Source organism: Asticcacaulis taihuensis (genome assembly GCF_900100255.1).
GTDB lineage: Bacteria > Pseudomonadota > Alphaproteobacteria > Caulobacterales > Caulobacteraceae > Asticcacaulis > Asticcacaulis taihuensis.
The window spans coordinates 45,127-69,478 of record NZ_FMTS01000002.1; the positions used below are offsets into that span (position 1 = coordinate 45,127).

Below are 24,352 nucleotides of genomic sequence, written 5' to 3' on the forward strand. Positions count from 1 at the left end.
CGTACTGTGATCACGATTCTAGCTTTCAGCGACATCAACCACGTCCTTAAAGACGCAAGGCCCGCGACTGCCCACCCTGCGCGCCGAACCAAGCGCGCCCACGAGTAATATTTATATATAAAAATAACAATTTATCTACAATTTGCTTAATTTTTTCATCTTAAATAGTTTTATATTTGTCATTTTTATACAATTTTAACTATTCTTATTTTGAAATAACTTCAATTTATAATAACAACTATGAAGCTGAAATTTAAACTCGCTCCACGAAATATAAGGCTAAAATCAGATTTGTCCGCCCTGAATCCCACTTCGGCACAAAATACCCCATTTGATTGAATTTTTGATAAAATAAAGTGACTTCCGCTTGTATTGAAACTGCGTTATATTAAGGTATGTTAACTTATTCCGCAGCCGCACCCTCCCGCTCAGACGCTGCGGAGCCTACCAGTTTCATAGTCGCGTCGCGTTATACTTAGTGAAACAGTATCGCATACATAAAGTTTATCCAATTTAAGTAAATATTCGGCCCAGTTTAAATCCAACTCTCTGGACTGCTCCGAATATCATTACCCGGTGACCGACGTCCTGGGGCGGGTATTTGTGCGCGTAAAAACTCCAAAAGCAGGAAACCGCGGGAAGAACAATGAGAGTCGATGTTAATGACTGGTGCCAGAACAGGGACCAGGCCGATAAGCCGACGCGTGACACGACCGCCGATGTCACGTCCGTTAGCCACGGTTCGCCCGATACCTTCCGCGACGCTATCATTGCCCTGATCCCGGCCTTGCGCATTCAGGCCGCCACGCGCGTCAGATCACGCAGCGAAGCCGACGACCTGGTGCAGGAAACGCTCACGCGCGCCTGGTGTTATCGCGGCAGCTTCCAGGAAGGCAGCAACCTCAAGGCCTGGCTCTGCAAAATCATGCAGAACTGTTTCTACCATGATCTGTCGCGGCAGCGCGACACGGTCGCGGATGTCGAGGGGCGCTGGGCTGCCATGTTGAGCGTCGCCCCGTCGCAGGAATGGCGCCTGCAATATAATGATATGCTGTCCGCGCTTGACCATCTGCCGCCCGATGCCCGCGCCGCACTTGTGCTGATCGGCGCCTCGGGATGCTCCTATGAAGAGGCCGCCGAACTGGCGAATTGTCCGGTCGGCACACTGAAAAGCCGCGTCAACCGGGCGCGGGAAAAGCTGGCCAGCCTGATCGATAATGGCGTCGATATCCATTCGGCCAAGTTCACCGGAACGCCCCCCACACCTCCAGCCCCTGCGCACAGGCCATTTCGCGCGCAGGCCGTCGATCCGAATCTGCAACCTTCCGGGGAGTAGGTACATGCGGTACGCCCAAAGACACGCGCCCCACCTGAGCGGCTGCCTGCTGGCACTGATGGCGGGCGCCAGCCCGCTCGTAGCGGCCCGTCCGGTCCAGGCCGCCGACCAGGCCACAGACACGCGCCTAGCCGAGATCAAACAGGCCCTGCAAGCGCAGGAAAGCCGCTTGGACTCGCAGCAAAAGCAGCTTGCCGACCAGCAGAAGACGCTTACCACCCAACAGGCGGAGATCGACAGGCTGCGGGCGGAACGCGATGGCCTACTGGCCGATATCCGCGCCGGCCGCAGCGATGCCCCGGCCGGGAGCGACACGGCCGTGCCCTATGCCAGCCTGTCGCCAAACACCAGTTCCGCGCCCGCCCCTCTGTCCGGTTCGGACGCCTCCACATCCGGCACACCGGCCATGACTGTCTCCCAGGTCGAACCCATGCGGCCCGACCCCCTGCCGCAACAGCCGGTCGGGGCCGCACCGCCGCCCAAGAAGGTCGAGGAGGTCGCCGCCCTGCCGGAACATGTCGGGGTTCTCACGCCGAAGGGCAAGCTCGTCTTCACACCGTCGCTGGATTATGTCCGGTCCAGTTCCAACCGCCTGGTCTTCCGCGGCGTTGAAATCGTCCCCGGCATTCAGGTGGGCGTGATCGAGGCCAATGATGCCGACCGCGATTCGGCGGTCGCCACTGTGGCTATGCGCTATGGCCTGACCAGCCGGCTTGAGGTGGAGGCGCGCATCCCCTATGTCTATCGCCATGACCGCGTCACCACGCTGGCCCAGCGCGACGAGACCATCAACCGCACCACCGAACTCGACGGCCAACAGATCGGCGATGTCGAATTCTCGGCGCGTTATCAGCTAAATGAGGTCCGCCCCGGCCGCGCCATCTTCGTCGCCAATGCGCGCATAAAGCCCCCCACCGGCCTTAGCCCCTACGATGTCGGCTATGATCAATTCGGCGTCGCCACCAGCCTCGCCACAGGGTCCGGGTTCTGGGCGATTGAGGGCGGCGTCACCATGCTTTACCCCAGCGATCCGGGCGTCATTTTCGGCAGCCTGAGCTATCTGCACAATGTACCGCGCGATATCGACAAGGAAATCGGCGGGGCCATGGTCGGCCGCGTCGAGCCGGGTGACGCCATCAGCGCGAGCTTAGGCTTCGGCCTGGCGCTGAACCCCCGCTTCTCCGTGTCATTCGGTTATAGCCACAGCTTCATCTTCCCGACCAAGACCCAAATCGGCAATACCATACAGCAATCCAACAGCCTGCAAGTCGGCTCCCTTCTCATGGGCTGGTCATACCGGCTCAGCGATCGCATGACCCTGACCAATAATTTCGAGTTCGGCGTTACCAGCGATGCGCCGGACATGCGCATGGTCGTCGCGGCGCCCATGAGTTTTTAAGGCGCGCCAATTCCAATTTGGGCCAAAAGGCAAATCACTATTTTGCGATAATTGGATAGGCTTATGTATTTGGTTAATAAGGAAAAATAAATACGCGGAGCGGTACTTTTCGAGGGAACTTTTCCGGCGTGGCCCGATTTAATGATCTGAAGGACGGTCCTTCAGAATTCATGAATTCGAGGTTCACCAAAATGACCAGCAAAAGCATCAAATTATTCGCGTCAGCATCTGCCCTTGCGCTCGCCCTGACGATCGGCGGGGCCATGTCGGCCGCGGCACAGGATACAACCAATACCGCCGACAATGGCTCTAACGCGGCCAACAACGGTTCCGCCGCCGTATCGGTCGCCGATTCCGGCAATGACAACTCAAACAACTCGACCAACACCAGCACGGCCGATTCGGCCAATGACAATTCGAATAACTCTACAAATACGAGCTACGCCGATTCAGCCAACGACAACTCAAACAACTCCATCAACACCGCCGATTCAGGCAACGACATGTCGGATAACTCCGATAACTCGAACAACTCGACGCATGACGACTCCAACAATTCCATCAATACGTCCCTGAGCGTCGCCGATTCAGGCAACGACAATTCAAATAACTCGACACACGACAATTCGAACAACTCGACACATGACGATTCCAACAACTCCATAAACACCACCGATTCAGGCAACGACATGTCGGACAACTCCGATAACTCGAACAACTCGACACACGACGATTCCAACAACTCGACAAACACCAGCATTGCTGATTCCGGCAATGACAACTCGAATAATTCGGATAACTCCGACAATTCCGATAATTCGGATAATTCGACGAATGATTCGTATAACAACAGCTCGACCAATGTCGCTGATTCCTACAACGACAATTCGAACTCCTCGGTCAATGATTCCAACAATTCCAGCGCCGACGTCACGACCATCACCGTCAGCCTGACAAATCAGGATCTGGCGGCCAGCGTCACCGGCTCAAGCGTCACCCTGACCGGCGGCGATACGGGCCAGAGCGGAGACCTGACGACTGGTAATATCGTGGCGCGCGGCGGCTCCTATGCCAACTTCGCCGGCGTCCAGACAGCCAGTTCAAATACGGGTGTCGGTTCGATCAACCAGGCGGCCACGGCCCTGTCGGCCAATGCCAACATCAGCTTCACCGGCGGCGGTCAGCCTTAATTTACCGCATTGCCAGGGCCGGGCGCGCACAAGGCGCGCCCGGCACCGTGCATCTACGACCGTGTTCTCAAGCTCCTCTTTTGAAAGTGTGCGCCATGTACTCGTTACGCCTCAGTCTGCGCGGCCTGCTTGTGATACCGCTTCTTCTGGCCAGCCTTTCTTTTCCGGCACTTGCCCAGGAAGGAACTGCTGCGTCCCCGCCTGCCAGCCCACCAGACATCGACACGCCAGCGCCGCTTGCCCCCGATGAACTGGATGGTATCAGCGCCGAAGGGGCCGTTACCAATGTCGTCACCAACCAGAACCTGAACGCCACCAACAGCGGCAACACCATTATCGCCGGCACGGTTCAGAACGGCGACATCAACTTCTCCGGCAATGCCCTCACCGGCTTCAGCGGAGTCGGCAACTTTGTCACCAACACCGGCAATAACAACAATCTGCAAGGCAGCATAAGCGTTGTCGTGACCGGCGCGCCGTTACCCTAGTGCCGCTAGCCTAGTAAAGTTTTCCGCCATGAACCCCCTGCCCCTCATTGCCGCCTGCCTTGCCCTGGGCTTGGGTGCGCCGCATCTGGCGCACGCCCAGGCCATGCTGACCGATGGCGGCATGATGTTTTCCGTGCCCGTCACTAGTATGAAGGACATTCCCTTCCGCACCGTTGTGCGCCAGCAATATGACTATAGCTGCGGCTCGGCCGCCCTGGCCACTCTGCTGCACTATCATTACAACATGCCGGTGACCGAGGCCGAGGTCTTCAAGGCCATGTATGCCAAAGGTGATCAGGAAAAGATCCGCAAGGTCGGCTTCTCCCTGCTCGACATCAAAAATTATCTCGCCGCGCGTGGCTTCGAGGCCGATGGCTACAAGCTCACCTTCGATCAGCTCGTGAAGATCAACCGTCCCGCCATTGCCGTGGTGACCGCCGGCGCCTACCGCCATTTCGTCGTCGTCAAGGGCGCGCGCAATGGCAAGGTTCTGATCGGCGATCCGGCCGGGGGCCTGCGCACCTACAGCAATGCGGAATTTTCACAGATCTGGAATGGCGTCATCTTCGCCATCCATGCCTCATCCGCCACTAAGGTGCCTTATAATCGTGACGAGGAATGGAGCCCCTGGGCCCTGGCGCCGCTTGGCCAGCCATTGGGCGATGCCTCCCTGTCCAGCTTCACCCGCGAACTGCCGCCGATCTATCAGATCACCAGCATGATCAACGGCAATCCGCCCACCACACCCTGAGCCTGCTCATGACCCGCGTTATCCTTCTCAGCCTCTTTGCCACCTTGGTGTCCACGCCCGCCGTGGCGCAGGAAGCCGTCGTGCCGCCGCAAGACCTGACAACGGGTTTGGCGCCCCTAAGCCAGGCAGAACTGAAAGAACAGGTCGGCGGCCTACGCACACCTACCGGTATCGAGTTCGGCCTCGGCGCCATCATCACCACCTATGTCGATGGCCAGCAGGCTCTGCAATCACACCTGACCTGGACGGATCAGGGGGTTGTCGAGACCACCGATGGCGCGGGGTCACTCGCGGGCGCCGCCGGTGCGGGCATCAATCTCGGCGGTTCCGTACCGGGGCTCTATCTGCCCGGCGAAAACGGCGGCACGGTGGTTCTGCACGATCTGGGCGACGGCCGCATCGGCAGCGTCGTCCTCAATACCGCTGATAACCGTGACATCCGCCAGGAAACGGTCATCAATCTCGATATTCCGCAGTTACAACAGCTCCAGCAGGACTATGCCGGCCAGAAGTTCCAGATGAACCTTCAGGATGCCGTGTCGCGGGCGCTGGAAAATGCCAATCACTAGAGCCTATCAACAATATCGGCGAGCGCCCTGAGGCAGGTTTCGCCCAGCGCGCGCGAGCGCTCGATCGACCACGCCCGCACAGGCTCCGGCGCATCGTCGTGACCCTTGAACGGCATTTCCAATGTCATGGCGATGGCCTTGAAACGCTCGGCCACGGCATTGGTCGAGATCGCCAGATTAGCCGCACCCGGCGCCGGAATATCGTAGCCGAACTTGGTCTGGAAATCGGGCGTGTGCGCCAGCAGGCGATCGAGATAGGCCTGGTAAAGCGCGCCCCGGGCCTCGTTCCATGACGGCGTACCCTCGAAACCGGCCATGAAGACGTGCGGGATCGCCTCGTCACCATGGACATCGATGGCGAAATCAACACCGGTTTCGGTCATGGCCTGCAAAACAGACAGGATTTCCGGGCTGCGCTCCAGCGTCGGACCGGCCCATTCACGGTTGAGATCGACGCCCGCGGCATTGGTGCGCAGGTGCCCGCGCGCGCTGCCATCCGGGTTCATATTGGGCACGATGTAAAAGGTGGCCGCTTCGCGCAAGGCTGCCGCCGCCGTATCGTCACCGGTCAGGAAGGCGACCGCGCCTTCCATCCACCACTCAGCCATGGTTTCGCCGGGGTGCTGGCGGGCATAGAGCCAGACCTTCGCCGCGCCATTTCCGAGCGTAAAGAGATCGAGATCACGGCCATCAAGCGTCTGGCCCAGCACGCGATGCGCCATGCCCGGCAGGGTCTTCGTCTTTTCCACGAAGGCGCGATGGCGCTGGCTATCAAAGGGCGCGAAATAGGCAAACCAGACCGTATCACCGACAGGTGTATGACGGATGGTCAGGACGCCATTGTCATAACGGGTGTCGGTACACAGCCAGTCGGTATTATCGGAACTGACGCGCGCCCGGTAGTTTTCCCAGCCGCCCGGATAGGCCGAGCCGCCGGCATTGGTGATCCGCAGGGTCAGGTCCAGCCCGGCCGCGCCATCGATGCGGAAATAGAACCACTGGTAATAGTGAGAACCATTATCCGGCCGGATCGCCAGATCCCACTGCCTGCCTTCCCCGCCCAAAACCTCGATATTGCCGCCATCGAAATCGGCTGAGAACGTGACTGACATGGAACCTCCGGTGCGCAAGACTGTTTCCCGCGTATCTATCCGAATTCAGCGCGTAACGCCCATCACTTTTTCCTTGTCAGCCAAATCGTCAGGACTCCAAAAGCGAATATTTCGCTTTTGGCAAGGGCAAGCGCCCGCCGCCGCTGATGCGGCGAGCCATGCGGGGTCTGAGCTACAAAAGCGAACTGATGTTTTGACGGCGCTCAGCCGTCAAAACATCAGTTCGCCGGATTATAGGCTTGCAGGAATTTGAGCACCGCCTCAGCCGTCGCCAGCCGGGCCTCCTCGGTCGTCAGTTCATGATCGCTGCCCGGCAGTTCGGTATAGGTCACCGCCTTCCCCGCGGCCTGAAGCGCATCCCGCATTACCTTGCTCTGGCGCACCGGCACCGAGCGGTCATCGGTCTGATGCACCAGCAGGACAGGCGCCTTGATGTCCGCTACCTGATTGCGCGGCGACAGGGCGCTCCAGCCGGACGGATCGCCCAGATAGCCGGTAACGATCGCTGCAGAGCCTGGATCGGGCGAAAAGGCGCGCGGCCATACGGGGTCCGCCGTCAGGCTGGCGATCTGGTCCGGGTCGGGTACAGACCGCTTGCTCTTCACCCAATTCACATAGTCGCCGATATCGGAAATGCCGCCCAGCGAAGCCGCACAGCGCCAGGTCTCCGGCATCGTGGCGCCTTCCAGCGCCGCGTAACCGCCATAACCATTGCCGATGATGCAGACCCGTGCCGGATCGGCCAGCCCCTGGTCCGCCAGATAACGGACACCATCGGCCAGGTCGGATTGCATCCGCCGCCCCCACTGGCCCTGGCCCGCCGCCATGAAAGCCGGTCCCGCACCATCCGACCCGCGATAATTGGGCTGCAGCACCAGATAGCCGCGCGAAGCCAGCACCTGGGCCAGCCAGTCAAACCCGCGGCTGTCATGCGCCTGCGGCCCGTCATGCGGCAGGACGATCAGCGGGAGTCGCTTCGGCTCCGGTTTCGGCGGCAGGGTCAGCAGGGCGCCTATCTCCAGACCGTCGCTTGCCTTGTAACTGACGCTCTTTTGCGAGGCGACCCATTCCGATGGCACTTCCGGGTGGATATCACCGATTTCCAGCGTTTTGCCGGTCGTAAAATCGATGAAATGATAAGCGCCCGGCTCCTCGCCGCCCTGGGCGAAGATGATCATGCGGTGCGGATCGCGCGCCGTCGAGACCACCGTGACCGCCTGTCCCGGCGCCGCGTCCTGCGCCTTCCGGTAAAGTTCACGCATAAGGGGATCGGTCAGGCTGTATTCCGGGGCCTCGCCAGTCTGGACAAAGCCCGCCAGCCGTCCGGTTTCGGGATTGAAGATCGGCCGGTCGCGCGTCGCGTCGCCCGGTTCCAGGGGCGCCGACAGCTTGCCGTCCGCCGCCAACTCGTAATAATGGAAACGCCGGTCGGCGCCGCTGGACCCCGGTTCGGCATCGAAGATCACGATCGACTGGCCGTCGCGTCCCAGCCCGGCCATGAAGGGTGCGAAGGCGGTAGCGCGCGTTTCTATCTTGCGCATCAGCGCCGGCTTCCACTTGCCGTCGACCTTGCGCTCTAGGGTAAACTGTTCCCTGGTGAAATTGTAGACCGACCGGGCGATGATATTGCCTTGCCTGTCGAGCAACCAGTCATCGACATAGCGATGCTCCCGGTCCAGATCGCCACCGCCATCATCAACCAGCTTGCCCAGCCCGGTTTGCGGATCACTGCGCCACAGATAGACGCGCTGAGTGGGTTGTCCGCCCATCGATTGCTGTCGCAGTTCGAGATAGGGCCCAATCAGTTGCACCTTGCCGTCCACCATGACAGGTTCCGGCGTACCCAGGGCCAGATTGGCGTATTCGCTCAGGCGCGCGCCCAGATCCGTGCCGGCGCGCTCGGACACATTCACCGAGGTCACGGCGGTCTGGGCACGGATGCCATAATAGACGCAGCCTGGCGTTTTCAGCGATTCCATCAGTGAGAGCTGCGCCATGGCCTCAGCGGCGCCGCCCTCCTTGGTCGTATCGGTTTCCGGCCGGTTGATATGGCTTGACGCCGCATCGCGGCTGGATTGCACCACGCCTTCGCAGGTGCCACGCAGACCGGTGCGCGTGGTCGAGATCAGCACATGATCGTCGTCTGCCCAGGATATGGCGGAAACAGTACCCGGATTGAGCTTTACGACCCGATTGCTCTTATCGGCCACACGATAGGTTATCAATGCGCGGTAGCTTTCGACCCAGGTGACGAAAGCGATCTGCGACCCGTCCTGCGACAGGGCGACCTGCTCTATGCGCGGACGTTTGACGAAAACATCAATTGGCGGCGGCGCATCGACCGGGCGCGGACGCAAGGCCCCCTTGACCACGACCTCCGTGGTCGCCTGCGCGCAGGCGCTTTCCATGCCGAAAAACATGGCGGCCAGGCTTATTCCCGCTGCCGCAGCCGCTAAGTGAATGCGTGACATCTCAACCCCTCATTTATGCCGCTTCCCGCTCTCCGGCGGTCTGCTCGGCCTTTCGGTCACTACAGCGCGAATCCATCCGACATGCAAGGCGATATGCCGGCCCGCATTTTTCTTGGCAACGCAACACATAAGGCCGTATTGAAGGACCAGCAGAATCTTTTCAGGGCTGAATATGTCGACCATCAATGACGTCGCCAGGCTGGCTGGCGTCTCCACCGCCACGGTGTCCCGCGTGCTGAACGATTACGCCCACGTCTCTCCGGCCGTGCTGGAAAAGGTGATGGGCGCCATCGACCAACTGGGTTACGAGCCGAACCAGATGGCCAAGTCGCTGCGCACGCTCAAGACCTCGCGCCTGATCGTCACCGTACCCAATATCGCCAATGCCTTCTTCGCCCATATCATCCGCGGCGTCGAGGAAGCGGCGCTGGCCGCCGGCTATACGGTTCTGCTCGGCGATGTCGGTTTTGGCGACAGCGAAGACGCCTATGCCGCCCTGCTGCGCCGCAAGGAAGCCGACGGCATGATCTTCCTCGGCCACACCCTGCCCGCTTCGCTCAACGATTTGGTGGCGAAAAAGGGTGCGGCGGCGCCGATCGTCAATGGCTGCGAGTTCAGCGATGCTTTAAGCGTCTCCTCGGTCCATATCGATAACGCCCTGGCCGCCCGTCAGGTCATGGACCATCTCTACAGCCTCGGCCACCGCCGCATCGGCGTCATCACCGGCGACCTGCGCAGCCCGATCAGCCGCGATCGCCTGCAGGGCGTCACAGCCAGCGCCGACCAGCACGGCCGCAGCAACGACCTGACCATCCTGACCGGCGACTATTCCATCGAATGCGGCGCCGACATGACGAAGCAACTGCTGGCCCAGGCCAAACGCCCGACGGCCCTCTTCTGTTTCAGCGACGACATGGCTTTCGGCGCGCTCCATGCCATCCGCGCCGCCGGCCTGGACTGCCCGGCGGATATTTCCGTAGCCGGTTTCGACGATGTCCATCTGTCGCGCTTTTCCACGCCATCGCTCACCACCGTGCGCCAACCGATGCACGAAATCGGCCGCAAGACGGTAGAATTGCTGCTCGGCATTATCGATGGCGGCACCACCGAACGGGTCAATATCACGCTCGATCATGAACTGGTCATCCGCGAAAGCACCGCCGCACCAAAGGCTTGACCCTACGCCTCAACCTGCGAACAATTCTCTTGCCTTGATGCTATTGTAATCGATTTCAAGTCATGTTACCCATTTTGAAAAATGCGGATCGTGCGCCATGATCGCCCGTCCCGAACAGGTCGCAGGAGCCTTCAGTGCCGATATTTGCCCGACATCTTTTTCTCCATCTGGCCATCGCCGCCGCATTTCCTTTCGCCGCTCAGGCCGCCCCCGCGATTGACGCCGCCCAGCTTTCCTCCGGCGAAAAAGCCTTTGCCCAGTGCAAGGCGTGCCATTCTATCGAAAAAGGCAAGGCGGACGGCGTAGGGCCTAATCTTTACGGTGTCTATGGCTCGAAGGCCGGCGCCCACTCCGCCACTTTCAAATATTCCGCCGCCATGAAAGCGTCGGGCCAGACCTGGAATGACACCACGCTGAACAGTTTCCTGCTGGCGCCGATAAAGGCCGTGCCGGGCACGAAAATGACCTATGGCGGCGTCAAGGACGACACCAAACGCGCCGCCCTGGTCTACTACCTCAAGATCAAGTCGGCGGAATAAAAACGACGCAGAGTCTGAACACAGACCTGGCAATACGGGATGGAAACGATGAAGCATTTGAGTCTAATGACTCTCGGAGTCTGCCTGCTATTCAGTTCGCCGGTTTTCGCCGGTGATCTCGGCTTTACCGACACCCCCATGCTGCCCGGCGGCAAGTGGCACGTCCATGATCCCGCGCGGCCTCATCCCCCCGTTGTTACGCCCGGCAAAACGGCAAGTGATGCGCCTTCCGATGCCATCGTTCTGTTCGACGGCACCTCGCTCGATGCCTTCGTCACCGCCGACGGCCAGCCGGCGGACTGGACCCTGGCCGAAGGCACCATGACCGTGCCGCACCGGGAAGGGCCGCACGGCGACGGTAGCCTGACCACGAAACAGGCCTTCGGCGACATCCAGCTCCATATCGAATTCCGCGAACCGACGCCGCCCGCCGGCACCTCGCAGGCGCGCGGCAATTCCGGCGTCATCCTGATGGGGCAGTATGAAATTCAGGTGCTCGATTCCTACGATAATCTCACCTATGCCGATGGACAGGCCTCGGCCATCTATGCCTGGAAGCCGCCGCTGGTGAACGCCGCCCGCAAGCCCGGCGAGTGGCAGAGCTATGACATCATCTTCGAGCGGCCGCATTTCGATGCCGCCGGCAAGTTGCTGAAACCGGCCTACGTCACCGTGCTGCATAATGGCGTGCTGACGCAGAACCACCAGGAAATCCTCGGTAAGACCGACTGGCGGACCCTGGCCACCTATCATCCCCACGCCGACGCCCTGCCCTTCACGCTTCAGGATCACGGCAGCGCGGTGTCCTACCGCAATATCTGGGTGCGCAAACTGGCGGAACAGGAGGAATAGACATGGCCCACGATCATTCCCGTATCGACAGGCGCGGCCTTTTGACCGGCATCCTCGCCATGGTCGGGGGCGTGGCGGTCGCCCCCATCGCCCGCGCCATGCAGGCCGGCATGGACCCCGGCTACACACCTGCCAATCCCTTTATGACCGCTGATCAGCGCGCCCTGACCGCCGCCGTCTCCGAGCGCATCATCCCCACCACCGATACACCGGGTGCCATCGCCGCCGAAGTGCCGGCCTTTATCGAGATGATGCTGTCGGAATGGTACTGGCCCGGCGAACGCGACCTGGTGATGGGCGGGCTTGCCGCCATAGACGCCGCCGCTCGCAAGACCCACGGCAAGCCTTTCGCCGCCATCATGTCTGAACAGCAGGACGCCATACTGACATCAGCCATGAATCAGACACTCCCGGATGCGCCAGCCGACTCATTCGAGCATCTGCGGCAACTGGTCATCTTTGGCTATTACAGCTCCGAAATCGGCTGCACGGTCGAGCGCGTCTACCTGCCGGTGCCGGGCCGTTACGACGGCGCCTATCCCTATTCCGAAGTCAACCGTGTCTTTTCATCATAAGGGGGGGAGCCATGTCTGATTACGAATTCGACGCCATCGTCATCGGCTCCGGCGTTTCCGGCGGCTGGGCCGCCAAGGAACTGACCGAGAAGGGCATGAAAGTGCTGATGCTCGATCGCGGCCGCATGGTCGAGCACAGCGCCGACTACCCCTTTGAGGGCACCGGCCCGTGGGAACAGCCCTATCGCGGCCAGACGCCGCCGGCCCTGCTGGAGGACGATTACTACGCCTCGCGGTATGGCGGCGCCGGCCAGACGGCGGTGAAAGGCTTCATGAACAATGACCGCCTGAACCCCTATGCCATAAAGGACGGCCCGGAATTTCGCTGGGTGCGCCCCGGCACAGTCGGTGGCAAGTCGATCACCTGGGGGCGTGTATCTTTGCGTTTCGGGCCGCAGGATTTCGAGGCCAATGGCAAGGACGGTCATGGCAATGACTGGCCCATCCGATACGATGACATCGCGCCCTGGTATTCCTACGTCGAATCCTATGCCGGCATCGCCGGTTCGAAGGAGGGCCTGCCGCACCTGCCCGATGGCGAGTTCCAGCCGCCGCACCCGATGAATGTCGCCGAAACCTGGCTGAAGACGCGGCTGGAAAAGGCTATGCCCGATCGTAAGGTCATCCACATCCGCACGGCCAACATGACCGAGGACAAGCCGGAACAGGGCCGGTCGCGCTGCCAAAGCCGGTCGCAGTGCAATCGCGGCTGTTCGTTCGGCGCCTATTTCTCGACCCAGGCCGTCACCCTTCCCGCCGCGCGCGCCACCAATAACCTGACCCTTCTGTCCGATCAGGTGGTGACCTCGCTGGAATACGATCCGAAGACGAAGCGCGTTACCGGGGTGCGGACGATCGACGCCAATACCCAGACCACGCATACCTATCGCTCGCGCATTGTCTTTCTGTGCGCCTCGGCCATGGCCTCGAACCAGATCCTGCTCAACTCAAAACTTCCGGGCAGTGATAAAAGCTTCGCCGACTCAAGCGGCAAACTGGGGCGCTACATCATGGACCACCCCATGCTGACCCTGTTTTCCGGCAACCTGCCCGAAGGCATCCACGCCGATGTGATCGAATATGGCCGCAAACCCGCCGGCATCTATATCCCGCGCTTCCGTAATCTCGATGGCCAGGACGCCGATGCCGATTTCCTGCGCGGCTATGGCTGCCAGGGCGGCGGCAGCCGCGGCGTCTCCAGCGCGGTCGGTTTCGGCGCGTCGATGAAGGCGGGCCTGCGCACCTACGGCCTGTGGTCTGTCGGCTTCAATGTCTTCGGCGAATGCCTGCCCTATCTCGACAATACCATCACCCTGCATCCGACCAAGGTCGATCGCTTCGGCGTGCCGCAGGCCCTGTTCAATGTCACCTACCGCGACAACGAAAAGAAGATGATGGCCGATGGCGTCCGCCAGGGCCGCGCCATGATGGAAGCCGCCGGCCTGATAAATATTTCGGCGGAGGAAAGGCCGCACATTCCCGGCGACTCGATCCACGAAATGGGTGGCGCCTGCATGGGGAAAGACCCGCGCACCTCGGTCACCAATGCCTGGAACCAGCTTCATGACGCGCCAAATGTCTTCGTCACCGATGGGTCCGCCATGGCCTCCACCTCCTGCGTCAACCCGTCCCTGACCTTCATGGCCTTCACGGCCCGTGCGGCGGATCATGCCGTGAAACAGGTGAAGGCGGGGGCGATCTGACTACCCTTTGCGCGGCGCATCCGCCCCCTCACGGAGGCGCCGCCGCAAACCGTAACATCCCCTCCTGTGTTACGGTCCAAACCCTGGGCGCCGCCGCGGCGCTCAGGGTCCTTTTTGTGAGGGGAAAAGAATAAGAGTATCCACAGATTACACAGATTACACAGATTACACAGATTACACAGATTTTCAGTACTTTACCACTGATTCAGGAACAGGGTGTTACTCGGCAATCTGGCGCTTCGCGCCGAAAATCATACGTTATGGCGCTGGGAACGACATGAGAAAGACACTGAAAAATCTGCGTAATCTGTGTAATCTGTGGATCACTTTCAAAGCTGGCCAAGACTACTGAATGTCAAGCCAACTTATCCCATCAGCCCCTGGCTGCGGGCGAAATTGACCAGCAGTTGCGGCCAGATGTGATAGGGCCGGTCAAGGTCCGCCTTCATGCCGAAGCCATGCCCGCCGCTGGCGAACAGGTGGGTCTCGACAGTGATTCCCCTGGCTTTCAACGCATCCCTCATGACGATCGAATTGGCGACCGGCACGGTCGTGTCATCCTCGGCCTGGGTCAAGAACATCGGCGGGGTCTGCGCATCGACATTGTGATCCGGCGCATAGCGGGCAATCTGCTCAGCGGTCGCCGGCGCACCGAAGAGCGACGGCGCGGTGCCTTCGTAGGCAATGGCGGGATCAAGCGAAATGACGGGGTAGATCGGCGCGGCGATCATTGGGCGGGCGTCGAGTTGATCAGCCTCATCGACCGGTGCATAGAGGGCCTGCGCATGGCGGGTGGCGAGCGACGCGGTCACAAAGCCGCCGGCGCTGAAACCCGCCACACCGACGCGCTTCGGATCGATTTTATACTGCGCCGCATTCTGCCGGATCAGGCGCATGGCGCGCTGGGCGTCGATCGTGCCGACATCGGCAGCATTCTGCCAGCCGTCATTGGCCAGGCGGTAAAACAGCACGAAACAGGTAATGCCCTGTTTGTTGAGATAATCGGCCAGTTGATAGCCTTCATGATCGAAATAGTTCCACCAGAAGCCGCCGCCGGGAATGATCAGCATGGCGCCGCCATTGGGGTTCTCAGCCGGAAAGACCGCCATGCGTGGCTTCGATATGCCCTGCACACGCCGAAACTTGACGGCCGGATCAAGCGAGGTTTCCTCGACATGTTCCTTCATGTCCGGATGCAACTGACCGGGCGCACCTTTCGGCCACAGGTCGATTGTGCCGGTCGGCGTGGGCCAGCCGGCCACGACTTTTGCGGTATCAGGGGCAGCGGTCTGGGCCATGGCCCCTCCGGCGGTCAAGGCAAGCGGGGCGAGCAAAAGCGAACGGCGATCCATATCAGAGTCCTAACAGATGACGTAATGCCTCTTTGGATACGCCGCTGCCGGCGAAGTCGTCAAACGCCTTTTCGGTGACGCGGATGATATGGTCACAGATAAAGGGCGCGCCTTCGCGGGCGCCGTCTTCCGGATGCTTCAGGCAGCATTCCCATTCCAGCACCGCCCAGCCGTCATAGTCATACTGCGCCAGCTTCGAGAAAATGCCCTTGAAATCAACCTGGCCGTCACCCAGGGACCGGAACCGCCCCGGCCGGTCGACCCAGCCCTGATAACCGCCATAGACACCGGAACGGCCGTTCGGATTGAACTCGGCATCCTTGACGTGGAACATCTTTATCCGCTCGTGGTAGATGTCGATATAGCTCAGATAATCAAGCTGTTGCAGCACGAAATGGCTGGGATCGAACAGGATGTTGGCACGGCTGTGGCCGCCGACCTCACCGAGGAAGCGCTCGAATGTGGCGCCATCGTGCAGATCTTCGCCGGGGTGGATTTCGTAACAGCAATCGACGCCGGCGTCCTCGAAGGCATTGAGGATCGGCAGCCAGCGACGGCCCAGTTCGGCGAAGGCTTCCTCAACCAGACCCGCCGGGCGCTGCGGCCACGGATAGAGATACGGCCAGGCCAGGGCGCCGGAAAAGGTGGCGTGCGCCTTCAGGCCCAGCCGCTGCGAAGCCTTCGCCCCCAGCTTGACCTGCTCCACCGCCCACGCCTGGCGCTCTTTCGGCTTGCCATGCAGACTGAGCGGCGCAAAGCCGTCGAACAGGGTGTCATAGGCCGGATGGACAGCGACCAACTGGCCCTGAAGGTGCGTCGAAAGCTCGGTGACGACCAGGCCGTATTGCGCCAGCATCCCGATGATCTCGTCGGCATAGGTCTGGCTTTGCGCGCATTTTTCCAGGTCGAAAATCGCCGGTGACGAGGTCGGGATTTGCAGCCCCTTATAGCCAAGACCCGCCGCCCACTGCGCCATGCCCTCCAGCGTGTTGAACGGCGACTTGTCGCCGAGGAATTGCGCCAGAAAGATACCGGGGCCTTTGAGTGTTTTCATAACAATTGCTCCCAGTTCTGGTTGCGGCTCGACCGGATGGCCGTCTCGATAAAGGCCATGCCGCGCACGCCGTCCTCAATGCCCGGCACCAGTGACGGCACGCCGGTCGATATCTGATCAGCGAAATCGCGGTAAAGCGTGGCGAAGGCTTCGAGATAGCCTTCCGGATGCCCGGCAGGCACCCGCGCGCCATAGGTCAGATAAGGCGCGCCGGCGTGGAGGATTTGCGAAGGCTGATCGTGCCCGTTGATCGTCAGAATATTGGGCTGTTCCTGTGACCAGTCGATGCCGCCGGTTTCACCATAGACCCGCAACCTGAGACCGTTCCGGTCCCCGGCGGCAATCTGCGAAGATACCAGCACGCCGCGCACGCCGTTACTGTAACGCAGCAGCACGTTGCAGTCGTCGTCCAGCCGGCGGCCGGGCACCACAATACCGAGATCGGCGCTCAAGGCTTCGACCTTCGCGCCACTGACAAATTCGCTGAGATGAAAGGCGTGGACGCCAATGTCCGCAATACAGCCCCCCAGGCCCGACTGCGCCGGATCGGCCCGCCAGTCAGCCTGCTTGTTATGCACCTCTTGCGACAGCCAGCCCTGGCTGTATTCCACCACGATCTTGCGCACACGGCCGATGCGTCCCTCGGCGATCAATGCCTTCGCCTCGCGCACCAGCGGATAGCCGCTATAGGTATAGGTCAGGCCGTAAGATTTCCCGCTTGCCCGCACCACATCGCGCAGGCGCAGGGCCTCTTCGAGATTGAGCGTCGCCGGCTTGTCGCACAACACATTGAAACCCGCCTCCAGCGCGGCTTTGGCGATCGGGAAATGGGTGTCGTTTGGCGTGACGATGGTGACCAAATCCAGTCGGCCCTTTTCCGCCGCCAGCATCTCCTGCCACGAGGCGTAAACACGGTCAGCCGGCAAACCGTAGCCTTCGCCCGCCTGCCGGTTCTTTTCGGCATCGCGGCTGAAGGCGCCGGCGCTCAAGGCAAACCGGTCATCCAGCCGCGCCGCGATTCCGTGAACCGGGCCAATAAATGCGCCCGGTCCGCCACCCATCATGCCTAGTCTTAGCTTCGTCATATTGTCTCGGATTTGTTTTTAGTGTTCCCCGATCACTACCGGTCTGTATCCGCCCTTGCGGCGGAACCACAGGATCAGCCCAAGGAAAATCAGGCAGGTGATGACCGGCAGCAGGGCGACCTCTTTCAGGGCGTCCTTCTTGGCGCTGCCGGAAAGCCCTTCCAGAACCGCCTTGTCGGCATCCGATGCCCCCGCCACCTTCGCTTCATCCAGCGCCTTGTAGCGGCCGAACACGCTGACCTTTTCGGTCAGATACTGTTCGGAAAGCGTGGTCTGGTGCGTGGCGTCATGGAGCTTCAAACCTTCACGGGTTGAATTGTCCTGCGCCGCGCCCAGCAACACCGAACCGACAATGCCCGCCGCCAGCATACCACCGCCGGCCAGCATGTTGAGCGTCACCGCGCCGCCCTTAGGGAACTGTTCGGAGGCCACCCCCAGCGCCGTGCCCCAGAAGAAACTCTTGCCGATGCCGTAAAAAGTGGCAGCCGCCAGTATGGCCAGCCCCGTGGCGCCCGACATCAGGAAGAGGCCCGCCGCCGCAAGCGCCGAGGCCATGGCCAGCACGCCCAGCGGATTGAGCCATTTGATCAATGTGCCCGCGAAGATACGGATGACGAAGACCAGCGCGGAGGTATAGATCAGCACCCAGCCGGCAGCGAGGCCGAGTTTGTTCATTTCCGGCGTCATCAGCGAAGAGATCCAGCTATCGGTCGACAGTTCGGTGACCGCCAGCGGCATCATCACCAACACCAGCAGGATGAACAGCGGGCGCCCCGGTGAGCGGGCGAAAAAGGCGTAGATCAGGGCCAGCACCGCGGCGGCCCCAAACGACACCACCGGCGACAGGGCGAAGACGCGCCCGACTTCCAGCATGATCAGGGCGGCCAGGATAAAGGCCGAAATGAAGCCAGCTTCCCCCAGCATGGTGCGATAGGACACACCCGAAGCGACGCGTTCGGAGACCGGGAATTTGCGGCCGATCAGCAGCACCGTATAGACCAGCACCGGGATGATCATCAGCCCGACCTTCACCCGCCAATCGAACCCGCCCAGGCTATCCAGTCCCATCGCCAGCAGGCCACCGAGGATCATGCCGCCCGGCCAGGCCGCGTGCAGGCGATTGAGCCATTTCGATTTGTCATGCGCAAAAAGGGTGGCGATCAGCGGATTGGCAGCGGCTTCCACCGCGCCATTACCCAGCGCCATGATGAAGGTGCCGGCATAGAGCGACCAGTAGCCGGTGGCGGTGAAAAGCAGGCCCAGCCCAATGATGTGGCAGAGTGCCGCGAACCACAAAGTCACGCGGAAACCGATCCGATCGATGAACAGCGACATCAGCACGATGGTGATCGAAAACGGCCACAGACCTACGCCCAGCAGTTCGCCTTTTTGCGTTTCCGTCAGCGCGAAATCAACGCCCCAGTTATCGATGACCAGCGCCCGCAGAATAAAGCAGAAGGAGGTGGCGGTGATGGCGGCGAAAGCGGTAGCGAAAAGCCAGCCCTGCCCTTTTCTCGTAGACATATCCATGACAAATTCCCTGCATTTTGGGCCATCACGGATAGAGCCCCCCGTCCGGCCGTTTTTTGATCGTCCGAAATGTGTAATCGATTACAGAAAAAATGCAAAGAAAAAGGCAGGGTTTGGCCCCTGCCCTTTCCATTCTTACATCGGGCCGCCACCCGGAGGCCCGCCCCAACCGCCGGGGCCACGCCGGCCATTCCATTGACCGTCGCCATCCTTATTGCTGCTGGCGCCCCCCAGCGTATAGCTGAGGCCGACCATCACGACCGTGCCTTGCAGGCTGCGTGACGATTCGCTGTGAATCTGGTCGGTATCCACCACGGTAGTGAATTTCGCCGTATGGAACGGGTCCTGAACCGTCACGACAAGGGCCGCCTTCGGCGTCGCCTGATGGCGGTAGGAGAAGTTGCCGAAACCAAACGGGCCGGTATAGCCCTGGCCGGTTAATTGCTTGCCCCGGCCGAAATAGCTGAGCTGGAAACGATCCTTGGGCGTTGCGGTATAATCGAAGCTGATACGGCCGCTAAGGGTGGTCGCTTCTGTGTCCCGCGTTTGAACGGCGCCGTTGAACTGCGTATAGGCCAGGTTGCCATTCACACGCAGACTGAGCTTTTCGGTCAGTTTGCCATCGAGATTGGCTTCCAGACCGCCAGACTTCGTCCCGCCAAAATTACGTTTGGTCGTCAAAAGGACCGGCGTGTCATCCGGATTGGTGACGGGCAGATAGGTGCTGTAATCGGTAATCGAATGCTCGGTCTGACGATAATAGGCGCGAATCTGGTAGTTGAACTTGCCGCTCTTCTCATAACCGGCTTCGAAGGAATCGGTCTCTTCCGGTTTCAGATCCGGATTGCCCTGACTGTAGTTCAGTTCATCACGATAGGTCCTGAACGGGTTCAGGTCCTGGGCCTGCGGGCGGCGCAGACGGTGCGAATAGGAGAAGCGCAGCTTGGTGCTGTCGTTAAGGGCATAGGTGGCAAAGGCGCTGGGGCTGACCTTGGTGTAGTCGATATGGCTGGCTGTATCGTCTGTTGTTATATCCGGATTACCGAAGTTTTCCGTATCGAGCTTGAGCGCTTCGGCGCGCAGGCCGCCCTGAACTGTCCATTTCTCACCGATCGGCTGCTGCCAGGTGATATAGGCGGCACTCAGAAGCTGCTCATAAGCGAAATCATTTCGCAAAAACGCCGCATTATTGCCCGTCGCATCATTGTGGAAACTGTTATTGTCCTGGTTGATCTGGATGCCCGTGGTCATCTGGGCCTCGCCGAACGGACGTACATAATCGACGCTGAAGACGGCATTGTGGAAATCGCTCTGGGTGACGCGCCTGTCCTGATCGGTCGTTCCGTCGCTGTTGAGGTTCGTGGCGTCCGTTGTCATGTTACCGGTTGAGCGTCCGAAGCGCAGGTCGGTTTTCAGGCTTTCTCCCGGCTGGGCGCCCATATGATTCCAGTTCAGATCGAAACTGAAATCGTCGCGCGGACCGGTATTGTGCGAGGTGCGGCTATAGCCTCTCTGAAAGGCACCCGCGCCGTCATAGGTGGCGTAAGTATCCTGGCTATCATTATCCATTTCCCGCCGGGACCAGGCGATCTGGGTGCCGATCGTGTCCTTTTCGCCGAGATTGTAATCAAGCCCCGCATTGGCCGAAACACTGTCATTCTTGCCTTCAGACTGACCCGACTGGTCCGTGCGGAACAGGGTATCGCCATTGGCGTCGAGATTTTCCATCACCGAACCGCCGCGGCTGGGCCGCTCATCATGGCGTACGTTAAGGCCGCCGCTGATCGTGTATTTGCCGGTGTTGCGCGCTCCGTTAAGCGAGGCATTATAACGGCCATCACCGACATTGGCATTGATTGCGCCGCTGGTGCCGGGCTTGCGGTTCTTGCGCATGACGAGGTTAATGATGCCGCCGGAGCCTTCTGAGGAAAAAGCAGCGCCTGGATTGGTCATGACCTCGATGGAATCGATGTCGCCGGACGACATGGATTGAAGGGCGCCGGCGCGGTTATCGCCCTGCATCATCACCGACGGCTTGCCATCGACATAGACCTGCACGTTGGAGTTGCCGCGCAGGGTGACATTGCCCGTCGGGTCGACATTGACTGACGGCACCTTATTCAGGGCGTCCGCCGCCGTGCCGGTCTGGCTGTCTATGTCCTTGGTGTTGTCATAGACCTGGCGGTCGATCTTGTTCTGCGCCTTCTTGCCTTCGACGGTCACGGTCGTTGTCGGCGTGTCGTCTGGTTTTGCCGCCGTATTCTGGGTCGCGTCCTGTGCGGGGGGCGCCGCAGGCGCTGTCTCCTGCGCCATTGCGGGAAAGGCCCCGGCCACACAGCCGGAGAGAATCAGGCCATAAAGGCCTGTGGTCATGAATTTGGTCGAACGCATTATGCTGCCTAAAATATGTTTGATCCCCGAACCACCCGCATAACGGGTGAAAGCGACCGTTAGAAGGCGGAACTGTTTCTGTAACGCAAAATGTCTGACAATCCGTCGCGGATTTATAACGACGTTCAAAACTGTTGCCGAGATGCCTCTATATCGGCCATCCGACGCACCCGACCTGACGAAACCCGCGCCTCTGAGACTATGGCGCGGTCGCCGCCGTCGCATCCAGCCGCGCCTTCCACGGATCGTGGATTGCTGTAGGCGTGCCGTCCGGCGCGAAGTTCATCAGCACATCGGCCTTTGGATCATATTGCGGCCATTCCGGCAGGCCGGCGCCATTGGGATTGCCGTTTTTGGCGAAATTGGCCCAGTAGCTGTTGGTCTGGTCGGCGATCTTCGCATCCGCCGCCGTCAGCTTGTCGCCATACTTGGCCTTCACCGTATCCATGACATAGGGAATTTCCGTGGCGTGGGGCGTGCCGGTCTTCCACTCCGCCTTCATCGAATCGGCCACATAGGCGTAGCGGTATTCATAGCTCGGCACGCCTTGCGTCGCCAGCACGGAGGCCACGAAGCGGGCGGGCTCGATCATCATGGCATCCATACCCATGAAGTAGCGAATGACCTCGACCGGGAAATTGCCCATCGGGTCATAGGCCGCCTTCGCCTCGTCGACATGGCTGCCGAAAGGTGCAAAGGCCGCCTCCTTGGTGGGGGCGAAGTTAAAACCGATATCGGCCGAGTTGGCGCCGATCATCAGCGGCACCTTGTTATAGCGGCCGGCCAGATAGGCCGACTGCGGATCTTCGGCAACGATCTTGCCGTCGACCATCGGCCCGCCATAGGTATCGGAAGCCATGTTGGCGAGGTTGAGCTTGTCGACAATCGCCTCCGCCGGCAGGGCACGCAGTTTCGCCAGGGCCGCGGCGTCCGTGCCCTCTATGCCGTTCTTTTTCGCCAGGGCGACGCCGAGCGTTTCCGCGGACGGTATATTGGCCAGGTCTTCGTGCAGCCGGCGCTCACCCATCAGATTGCCGCGTCCGCCGCCGGACTGGACAATCGCCTTGGCGAACAGCCCTTTGGTTAAGGGCGAGGTCATCAGCATATGGACACTGCCGCCGCCGGCCGATTCACCGAAAATGGTGACATTCGCCGGATCACCGCCAAAGGCCGCGATATTGGCCTGCACCCATTTCAGCGCCGCGATCTGGTCCATATAGCCATAATTGCCGAGCAGACCTCCGTCCTTGTTTTCGGCCGTCAGGGACGGATGGCCGAAGAATCCGAAACGGCCCAGCCGGTAATTGAAGCTGACCATGATGACGCCCTTGCGGGCAAAGGCCGAGCCATCATAAACCGCCGGCGACGAGCCGCCATTGACGAAGCCGCCGCCATAGATCCACACCATCACCGGCAGCTTGCCGTGGGCGCCCGCCGGCCGCCAGACATTGAGCACCAGGCAGTCTTCGGAAGGCGCGGTGCCGAGCGGCGCGGCATCCCCGCCGAAGGGTTCCTGCATACAGTCATGGCCGTAATGATCGGCTTTCAGGGTGTTGGTCCAGTGCGCGGCCGGTTGCGGCGCCCGCCAGCGCAGGTCACCGACCGGCGGAGCGGCAAAGGGAATGCCCTTGAAGCTTTCGACGCCATCGGCTGTCACACCCGATACCGCACCGCTGGCGGTCTTCACCGGGGCCTGAGCCCAAACAGGAAAAGCAAAAGCAATGGCCAAAGCCGCAACGCCTACCAACGCATAACGGGCACCCGACATCATGACAGCCTCCCTTGACTTGTTTGACGGTAGCTTACGCCCGCACACGTCAGGGGGTCAATCGGCGATTGCCGCCGCCAGTTCGCCAAGAATAGCCCGCAACTGCGCCATCTTTTCCGCCCCGATCCGCGCAGCGCATTGGCCTTCCAAATCGAAACTAAGCTCCACCAAGGCATCCCATACCTGACGGCCGCGCACTGTCAGGATAACCAGCTTGGCGCGGGCATCGGTCGGGTCGGGCGCAATGGTGACATAACCGAGATCAGCCAGATTGCCCGCCAGATAGGCCATGCTCTGCTTGGTCATATCCGCCAGTTCGGCGAGGTCCGACACGCGTGAACCTTCCGGCCGTATATAGCGAAACACGCTGGAATGGGCCGGGCGAATATCGCCGAAACCGCGCGCCGCCAGTCCGGCATAGACCTTGACCTGCAAGACCTCATAGGGCTTGCGTAACAGGGAGCCCAGGGTGACGCGGGCCTCGGATATGGTGATGTTACTCATTTTTTCGTTCTGCCACATTGACAGTCTATCTGTCTATATGTATTTAGACAGTCATTCTGTCTAATCATTGTTATTTGAAGGAGACCTGCCGTGATGAACCCAACCGCCGCCGAAATCAACCTGGCCGTAGTCGATGCCCATATGAAGGGCGAGGCCACCGATCCGGCCTCGATCATGAATCTGTATGCCGAGGGCATTGTGCTCGATATGCCGAGCCGCGACATACGGCTGGAGACGCTGGAGGCCATCGAAGACAATTACCGCGCCCTGTTCGGATCGATCGAACTTTTGTCCATGCAGCCGCTCGATCGCTTTGCCACGCACGACCGCGTGGTCGATGACTGCATCGTCCAGTTCAGGGTAACCGGCAAGGGCTATGCCAAGCTGCCCTTCCCCATCGGCGCCGTTATCGAACTGCGCCTGCTGCATGTCTTCCAGATGCAGGATGGCAAGATCGCCCGCGAGACCGTCTTCGAGTCGTGGAAGCCGATCCAGTAAAATAAAAG

21 protein-coding genes are annotated in these 24,352 nt (G+C 60.3%); 12 read left to right on the plus strand and 9 right to left on the minus strand.

Features of this window, described 5'->3' with window-relative positions:
- The first annotated feature begins 646 nt into the window (after positions 1 to 646).
- The 6 genes from BLO49_RS07015 (at position 647) to BLO49_RS07040 (ending at position 5,733) form a co-directional block, all read left to right on the plus strand.
- Complete coding sequence (locus tag BLO49_RS07015; protein WP_090646325.1) at positions 647 to 1,336, plus strand: sigma-70 family RNA polymerase sigma factor; 690 nt, start codon at positions 647 to 649, stop codon at positions 1,334 to 1,336.
- Positions 1,337 to 1,340: 4 nt separating this feature from the next.
- Entirely contained in the window at positions 1,341 to 2,735 is a 1,395-nt protein-coding gene (locus BLO49_RS07020; protein ID WP_090646327.1) for a coiled-coil domain-containing protein, read from the plus strand.
- Between the two features lie 191 nt (positions 2,736 to 2,926).
- On the plus strand, positions 2,927 to 3,925 hold the full coding sequence (locus BLO49_RS07025; protein WP_090647295.1) for a hypothetical protein: 999 nt from the start codon (positions 2,927 to 2,929) through the stop codon (positions 3,923 to 3,925).
- Positions 3,926 to 4,020: 95 nt separating this feature from the next.
- Positions 4,021 to 4,413, plus strand: a complete 393-nt coding sequence (locus BLO49_RS07030; protein ID WP_090646330.1) for a hypothetical protein — start codon at positions 4,021 to 4,023, stop codon at positions 4,411 to 4,413.
- A gap of 28 nt (positions 4,414 to 4,441) precedes the next feature.
- Positions 4,442 to 5,164, plus strand: a complete 723-nt coding sequence (locus BLO49_RS07035; RefSeq protein WP_090646333.1) for a C39 family peptidase — start codon at positions 4,442 to 4,444, stop codon at positions 5,162 to 5,164.
- 8 nt (positions 5,165 to 5,172) lie between these two features.
- Entirely contained in the window at positions 5,173 to 5,733 is a 561-nt protein-coding gene (locus BLO49_RS07040; RefSeq protein ID WP_090646335.1) for a hypothetical protein, read from the plus strand.
- On the opposite strand, the gene BLO49_RS07045 is transcribed toward BLO49_RS07040, so the two are convergent.
- Both BLO49_RS07045 and BLO49_RS07050 read right to left on the minus strand, forming a co-directional pair.
- Positions 5,730 to 6,845, minus strand: a complete 1,116-nt coding sequence (locus BLO49_RS07045) for a M14 family metallopeptidase (RefSeq protein ID WP_090646338.1) — start codon at positions 6,843 to 6,845, stop codon at positions 5,730 to 5,732. The genes BLO49_RS07040 and BLO49_RS07045 overlap by 4 nt on opposite strands.
- Positions 6,846 to 7,063: 218 nt before the next feature.
- Positions 7,064 to 9,316, minus strand: coding sequence for an alpha/beta hydrolase family protein (locus tag BLO49_RS07050; protein WP_090646341.1), 2,253 nt, complete (start codon positions 9,314 to 9,316; stop codon positions 7,064 to 7,066).
- Between the two features lie 172 nt (positions 9,317 to 9,488).
- On the opposite strand from BLO49_RS07050, the gene BLO49_RS07055 reads away from it, so the two are divergent.
- The 5 genes from BLO49_RS07055 (at position 9,489) to BLO49_RS07075 (ending at position 14,162) form a co-directional block, all read left to right on the plus strand.
- On the plus strand, positions 9,489 to 10,493 hold the full coding sequence (locus BLO49_RS07055) for a LacI family DNA-binding transcriptional regulator (RefSeq protein WP_090646343.1): 1,005 nt from the start codon (positions 9,489 to 9,491) through the stop codon (positions 10,491 to 10,493).
- A 134-nt stretch (positions 10,494 to 10,627) separates the two neighbouring features.
- Positions 10,628 to 11,032 (plus strand): c-type cytochrome, encoded by a 405-nt coding sequence (locus BLO49_RS07060; protein WP_245678919.1) that lies wholly within the window; start codon positions 10,628 to 10,630, stop codon positions 11,030 to 11,032.
- 66 nt (positions 11,033 to 11,098) lie between these two features.
- Positions 11,099 to 11,884: a 3-keto-disaccharide hydrolase gene (locus BLO49_RS07065; protein ID WP_245678920.1), complete on the plus strand. Its 786-nt coding sequence runs from the start codon at positions 11,099 to 11,101 to the stop codon at positions 11,882 to 11,884.
- Between the two features lie 2 nt (positions 11,885 to 11,886).
- Positions 11,887 to 12,459: a gluconate 2-dehydrogenase subunit 3 family protein gene (locus BLO49_RS07070; protein WP_090646346.1), complete on the plus strand. Its 573-nt coding sequence runs from the start codon at positions 11,887 to 11,889 to the stop codon at positions 12,457 to 12,459.
- Positions 12,460 to 12,470: 11 nt separating this feature from the next.
- Positions 12,471 to 14,162, plus strand: coding sequence for a GMC oxidoreductase (locus tag BLO49_RS07075; RefSeq protein ID WP_090646349.1), 1,692 nt, complete (start codon positions 12,471 to 12,473; stop codon positions 14,160 to 14,162).
- 365 nt (positions 14,163 to 14,527) lie between these two features.
- Here the strand turns inward: BLO49_RS07075 and BLO49_RS07080 are convergent, their stop codons facing one another.
- From BLO49_RS07080 to BLO49_RS07110, 7 genes are all read right to left on the minus strand, one after another.
- A complete protein-coding gene (locus BLO49_RS07080; protein ID WP_245678921.1) occupies positions 14,528 to 15,460 on the minus strand; it encodes an alpha/beta hydrolase in 933 nt (310 codons plus the stop codon).
- A 55-nt stretch (positions 15,461 to 15,515) separates the two neighbouring features.
- Positions 15,516 to 16,568 (minus strand): sugar phosphate isomerase/epimerase family protein, encoded by a 1,053-nt coding sequence (locus tag BLO49_RS07085; protein ID WP_090646354.1) that lies wholly within the window; start codon positions 16,566 to 16,568, stop codon positions 15,516 to 15,518.
- Positions 16,565 to 17,653, minus strand: a complete 1,089-nt coding sequence (locus tag BLO49_RS07090) for a Gfo/Idh/MocA family protein (protein WP_090646357.1) — start codon at positions 17,651 to 17,653, stop codon at positions 16,565 to 16,567. Before BLO49_RS07090 ends, BLO49_RS07085 begins: the two co-directional genes overlap by 4 nt.
- Positions 17,654 to 17,671: 18 nt before the next feature.
- Entirely contained in the window at positions 17,672 to 19,183 is a 1,512-nt protein-coding gene (locus BLO49_RS07095; protein WP_245678922.1) for an MFS transporter, read from the minus strand.
- A 135-nt stretch (positions 19,184 to 19,318) separates the two neighbouring features.
- Complete coding sequence (locus BLO49_RS07100) at positions 19,319 to 21,574, minus strand: TonB-dependent receptor domain-containing protein (RefSeq protein WP_090646359.1); 2,256 nt, start codon at positions 21,572 to 21,574, stop codon at positions 19,319 to 19,321.
- 199 nt (positions 21,575 to 21,773) lie between these two features.
- Entirely contained in the window at positions 21,774 to 23,345 is a 1,572-nt protein-coding gene (locus BLO49_RS07105) for a carboxylesterase/lipase family protein (RefSeq protein ID WP_090646362.1), read from the minus strand.
- A gap of 54 nt (positions 23,346 to 23,399) precedes the next feature.
- Positions 23,400 to 23,846, minus strand: a complete 447-nt coding sequence (locus tag BLO49_RS07110; protein ID WP_090647306.1) for a MarR family winged helix-turn-helix transcriptional regulator — start codon at positions 23,844 to 23,846, stop codon at positions 23,400 to 23,402.
- 93 nt (positions 23,847 to 23,939) lie between these two features.
- On the opposite strand from BLO49_RS07110, the gene BLO49_RS07115 reads away from it, so the two are divergent.
- Complete coding sequence (locus tag BLO49_RS07115) at positions 23,940 to 24,344, plus strand: nuclear transport factor 2 family protein (protein WP_090646364.1); 405 nt, start codon at positions 23,940 to 23,942, stop codon at positions 24,342 to 24,344.
- Positions 24,345 to 24,352: the final 8 nt, after the last annotated feature.

Bases quoted from the DNA above. Each gene is read 5' to 3' on its own strand.
- BLO49_RS07100 (WP_090646359.1), bottom strand. From the start codon at position 21,574: ATGCGTTCGACCAAATTCATGACCACAGGCCTTTATGGCCTGATTCTC.
- BLO49_RS07045 (WP_090646338.1), bottom strand. From the start codon at position 6,845: ATGTCAGTCACGTTCTCAGCCGATTTCGATGGCGGCAATATCGAGGTT.
- BLO49_RS07035 (WP_090646333.1), top strand. From the start codon at position 4,442: ATGAACCCCCTGCCCCTCATTGCCGCCTGCCTTGCCCTGGGCTTGGGT.
- BLO49_RS07095 (WP_245678922.1), bottom strand. From the start codon at position 19,183: ATGGATATGTCTACGAGAAAAGGGCAGGGCTGGCTTTTCGCTACCGCT.
- BLO49_RS07070 (WP_090646346.1), top strand. From the start codon at position 11,887: ATGGCCCACGATCATTCCCGTATCGACAGGCGCGGCCTTTTGACCGGC.
- BLO49_RS07020 (WP_090646327.1), top strand. From the start codon at position 1,341: ATGCGGTACGCCCAAAGACACGCGCCCCACCTGAGCGGCTGCCTGCTG.
- BLO49_RS07085 (WP_090646354.1), bottom strand. From the start codon at position 16,568: ATGAAAACACTCAAAGGCCCCGGTATCTTTCTGGCGCAATTCCTCGGC.
- BLO49_RS07025 (WP_090647295.1), top strand. From the start codon at position 2,927: ATGACCAGCAAAAGCATCAAATTATTCGCGTCAGCATCTGCCCTTGCG.
- BLO49_RS07040 (WP_090646335.1), top strand. From the start codon at position 5,173: ATGACCCGCGTTATCCTTCTCAGCCTCTTTGCCACCTTGGTGTCCACG.
- BLO49_RS07055 (WP_090646343.1), top strand. From the start codon at position 9,489: ATGTCGACCATCAATGACGTCGCCAGGCTGGCTGGCGTCTCCACCGCC.
- BLO49_RS07065 (WP_245678920.1), top strand. From the start codon at position 11,099: ATGACTCTCGGAGTCTGCCTGCTATTCAGTTCGCCGGTTTTCGCCGGT.
- BLO49_RS07015 (WP_090646325.1), top strand. From the start codon at position 647: ATGAGAGTCGATGTTAATGACTGGTGCCAGAACAGGGACCAGGCCGAT.
- BLO49_RS07050 (WP_090646341.1), bottom strand. From the start codon at position 9,316: ATGTCACGCATTCACTTAGCGGCTGCGGCAGCGGGAATAAGCCTGGCC.
- BLO49_RS07030 (WP_090646330.1), top strand. From the start codon at position 4,021: ATGTACTCGTTACGCCTCAGTCTGCGCGGCCTGCTTGTGATACCGCTT.
- BLO49_RS07090 (WP_090646357.1), bottom strand. From the start codon at position 17,653: ATGACGAAGCTAAGACTAGGCATGATGGGTGGCGGACCGGGCGCATTT.
- BLO49_RS07080 (WP_245678921.1), bottom strand. From the start codon at position 15,460: ATGGCCCAGACCGCTGCCCCTGATACCGCAAAAGTCGTGGCCGGCTGG.
- BLO49_RS07110 (WP_090647306.1), bottom strand. From the start codon at position 23,846: ATGAGTAACATCACCATATCCGAGGCCCGCGTCACCCTGGGCTCCCTG.
- BLO49_RS07105 (WP_090646362.1), bottom strand. From the start codon at position 23,345: ATGATGTCGGGTGCCCGTTATGCGTTGGTAGGCGTTGCGGCTTTGGCC.
- BLO49_RS07075 (WP_090646349.1), top strand. From the start codon at position 12,471: ATGTCTGATTACGAATTCGACGCCATCGTCATCGGCTCCGGCGTTTCC.
- BLO49_RS07115 (WP_090646364.1), top strand. From the start codon at position 23,940: ATGAACCCAACCGCCGCCGAAATCAACCTGGCCGTAGTCGATGCCCAT.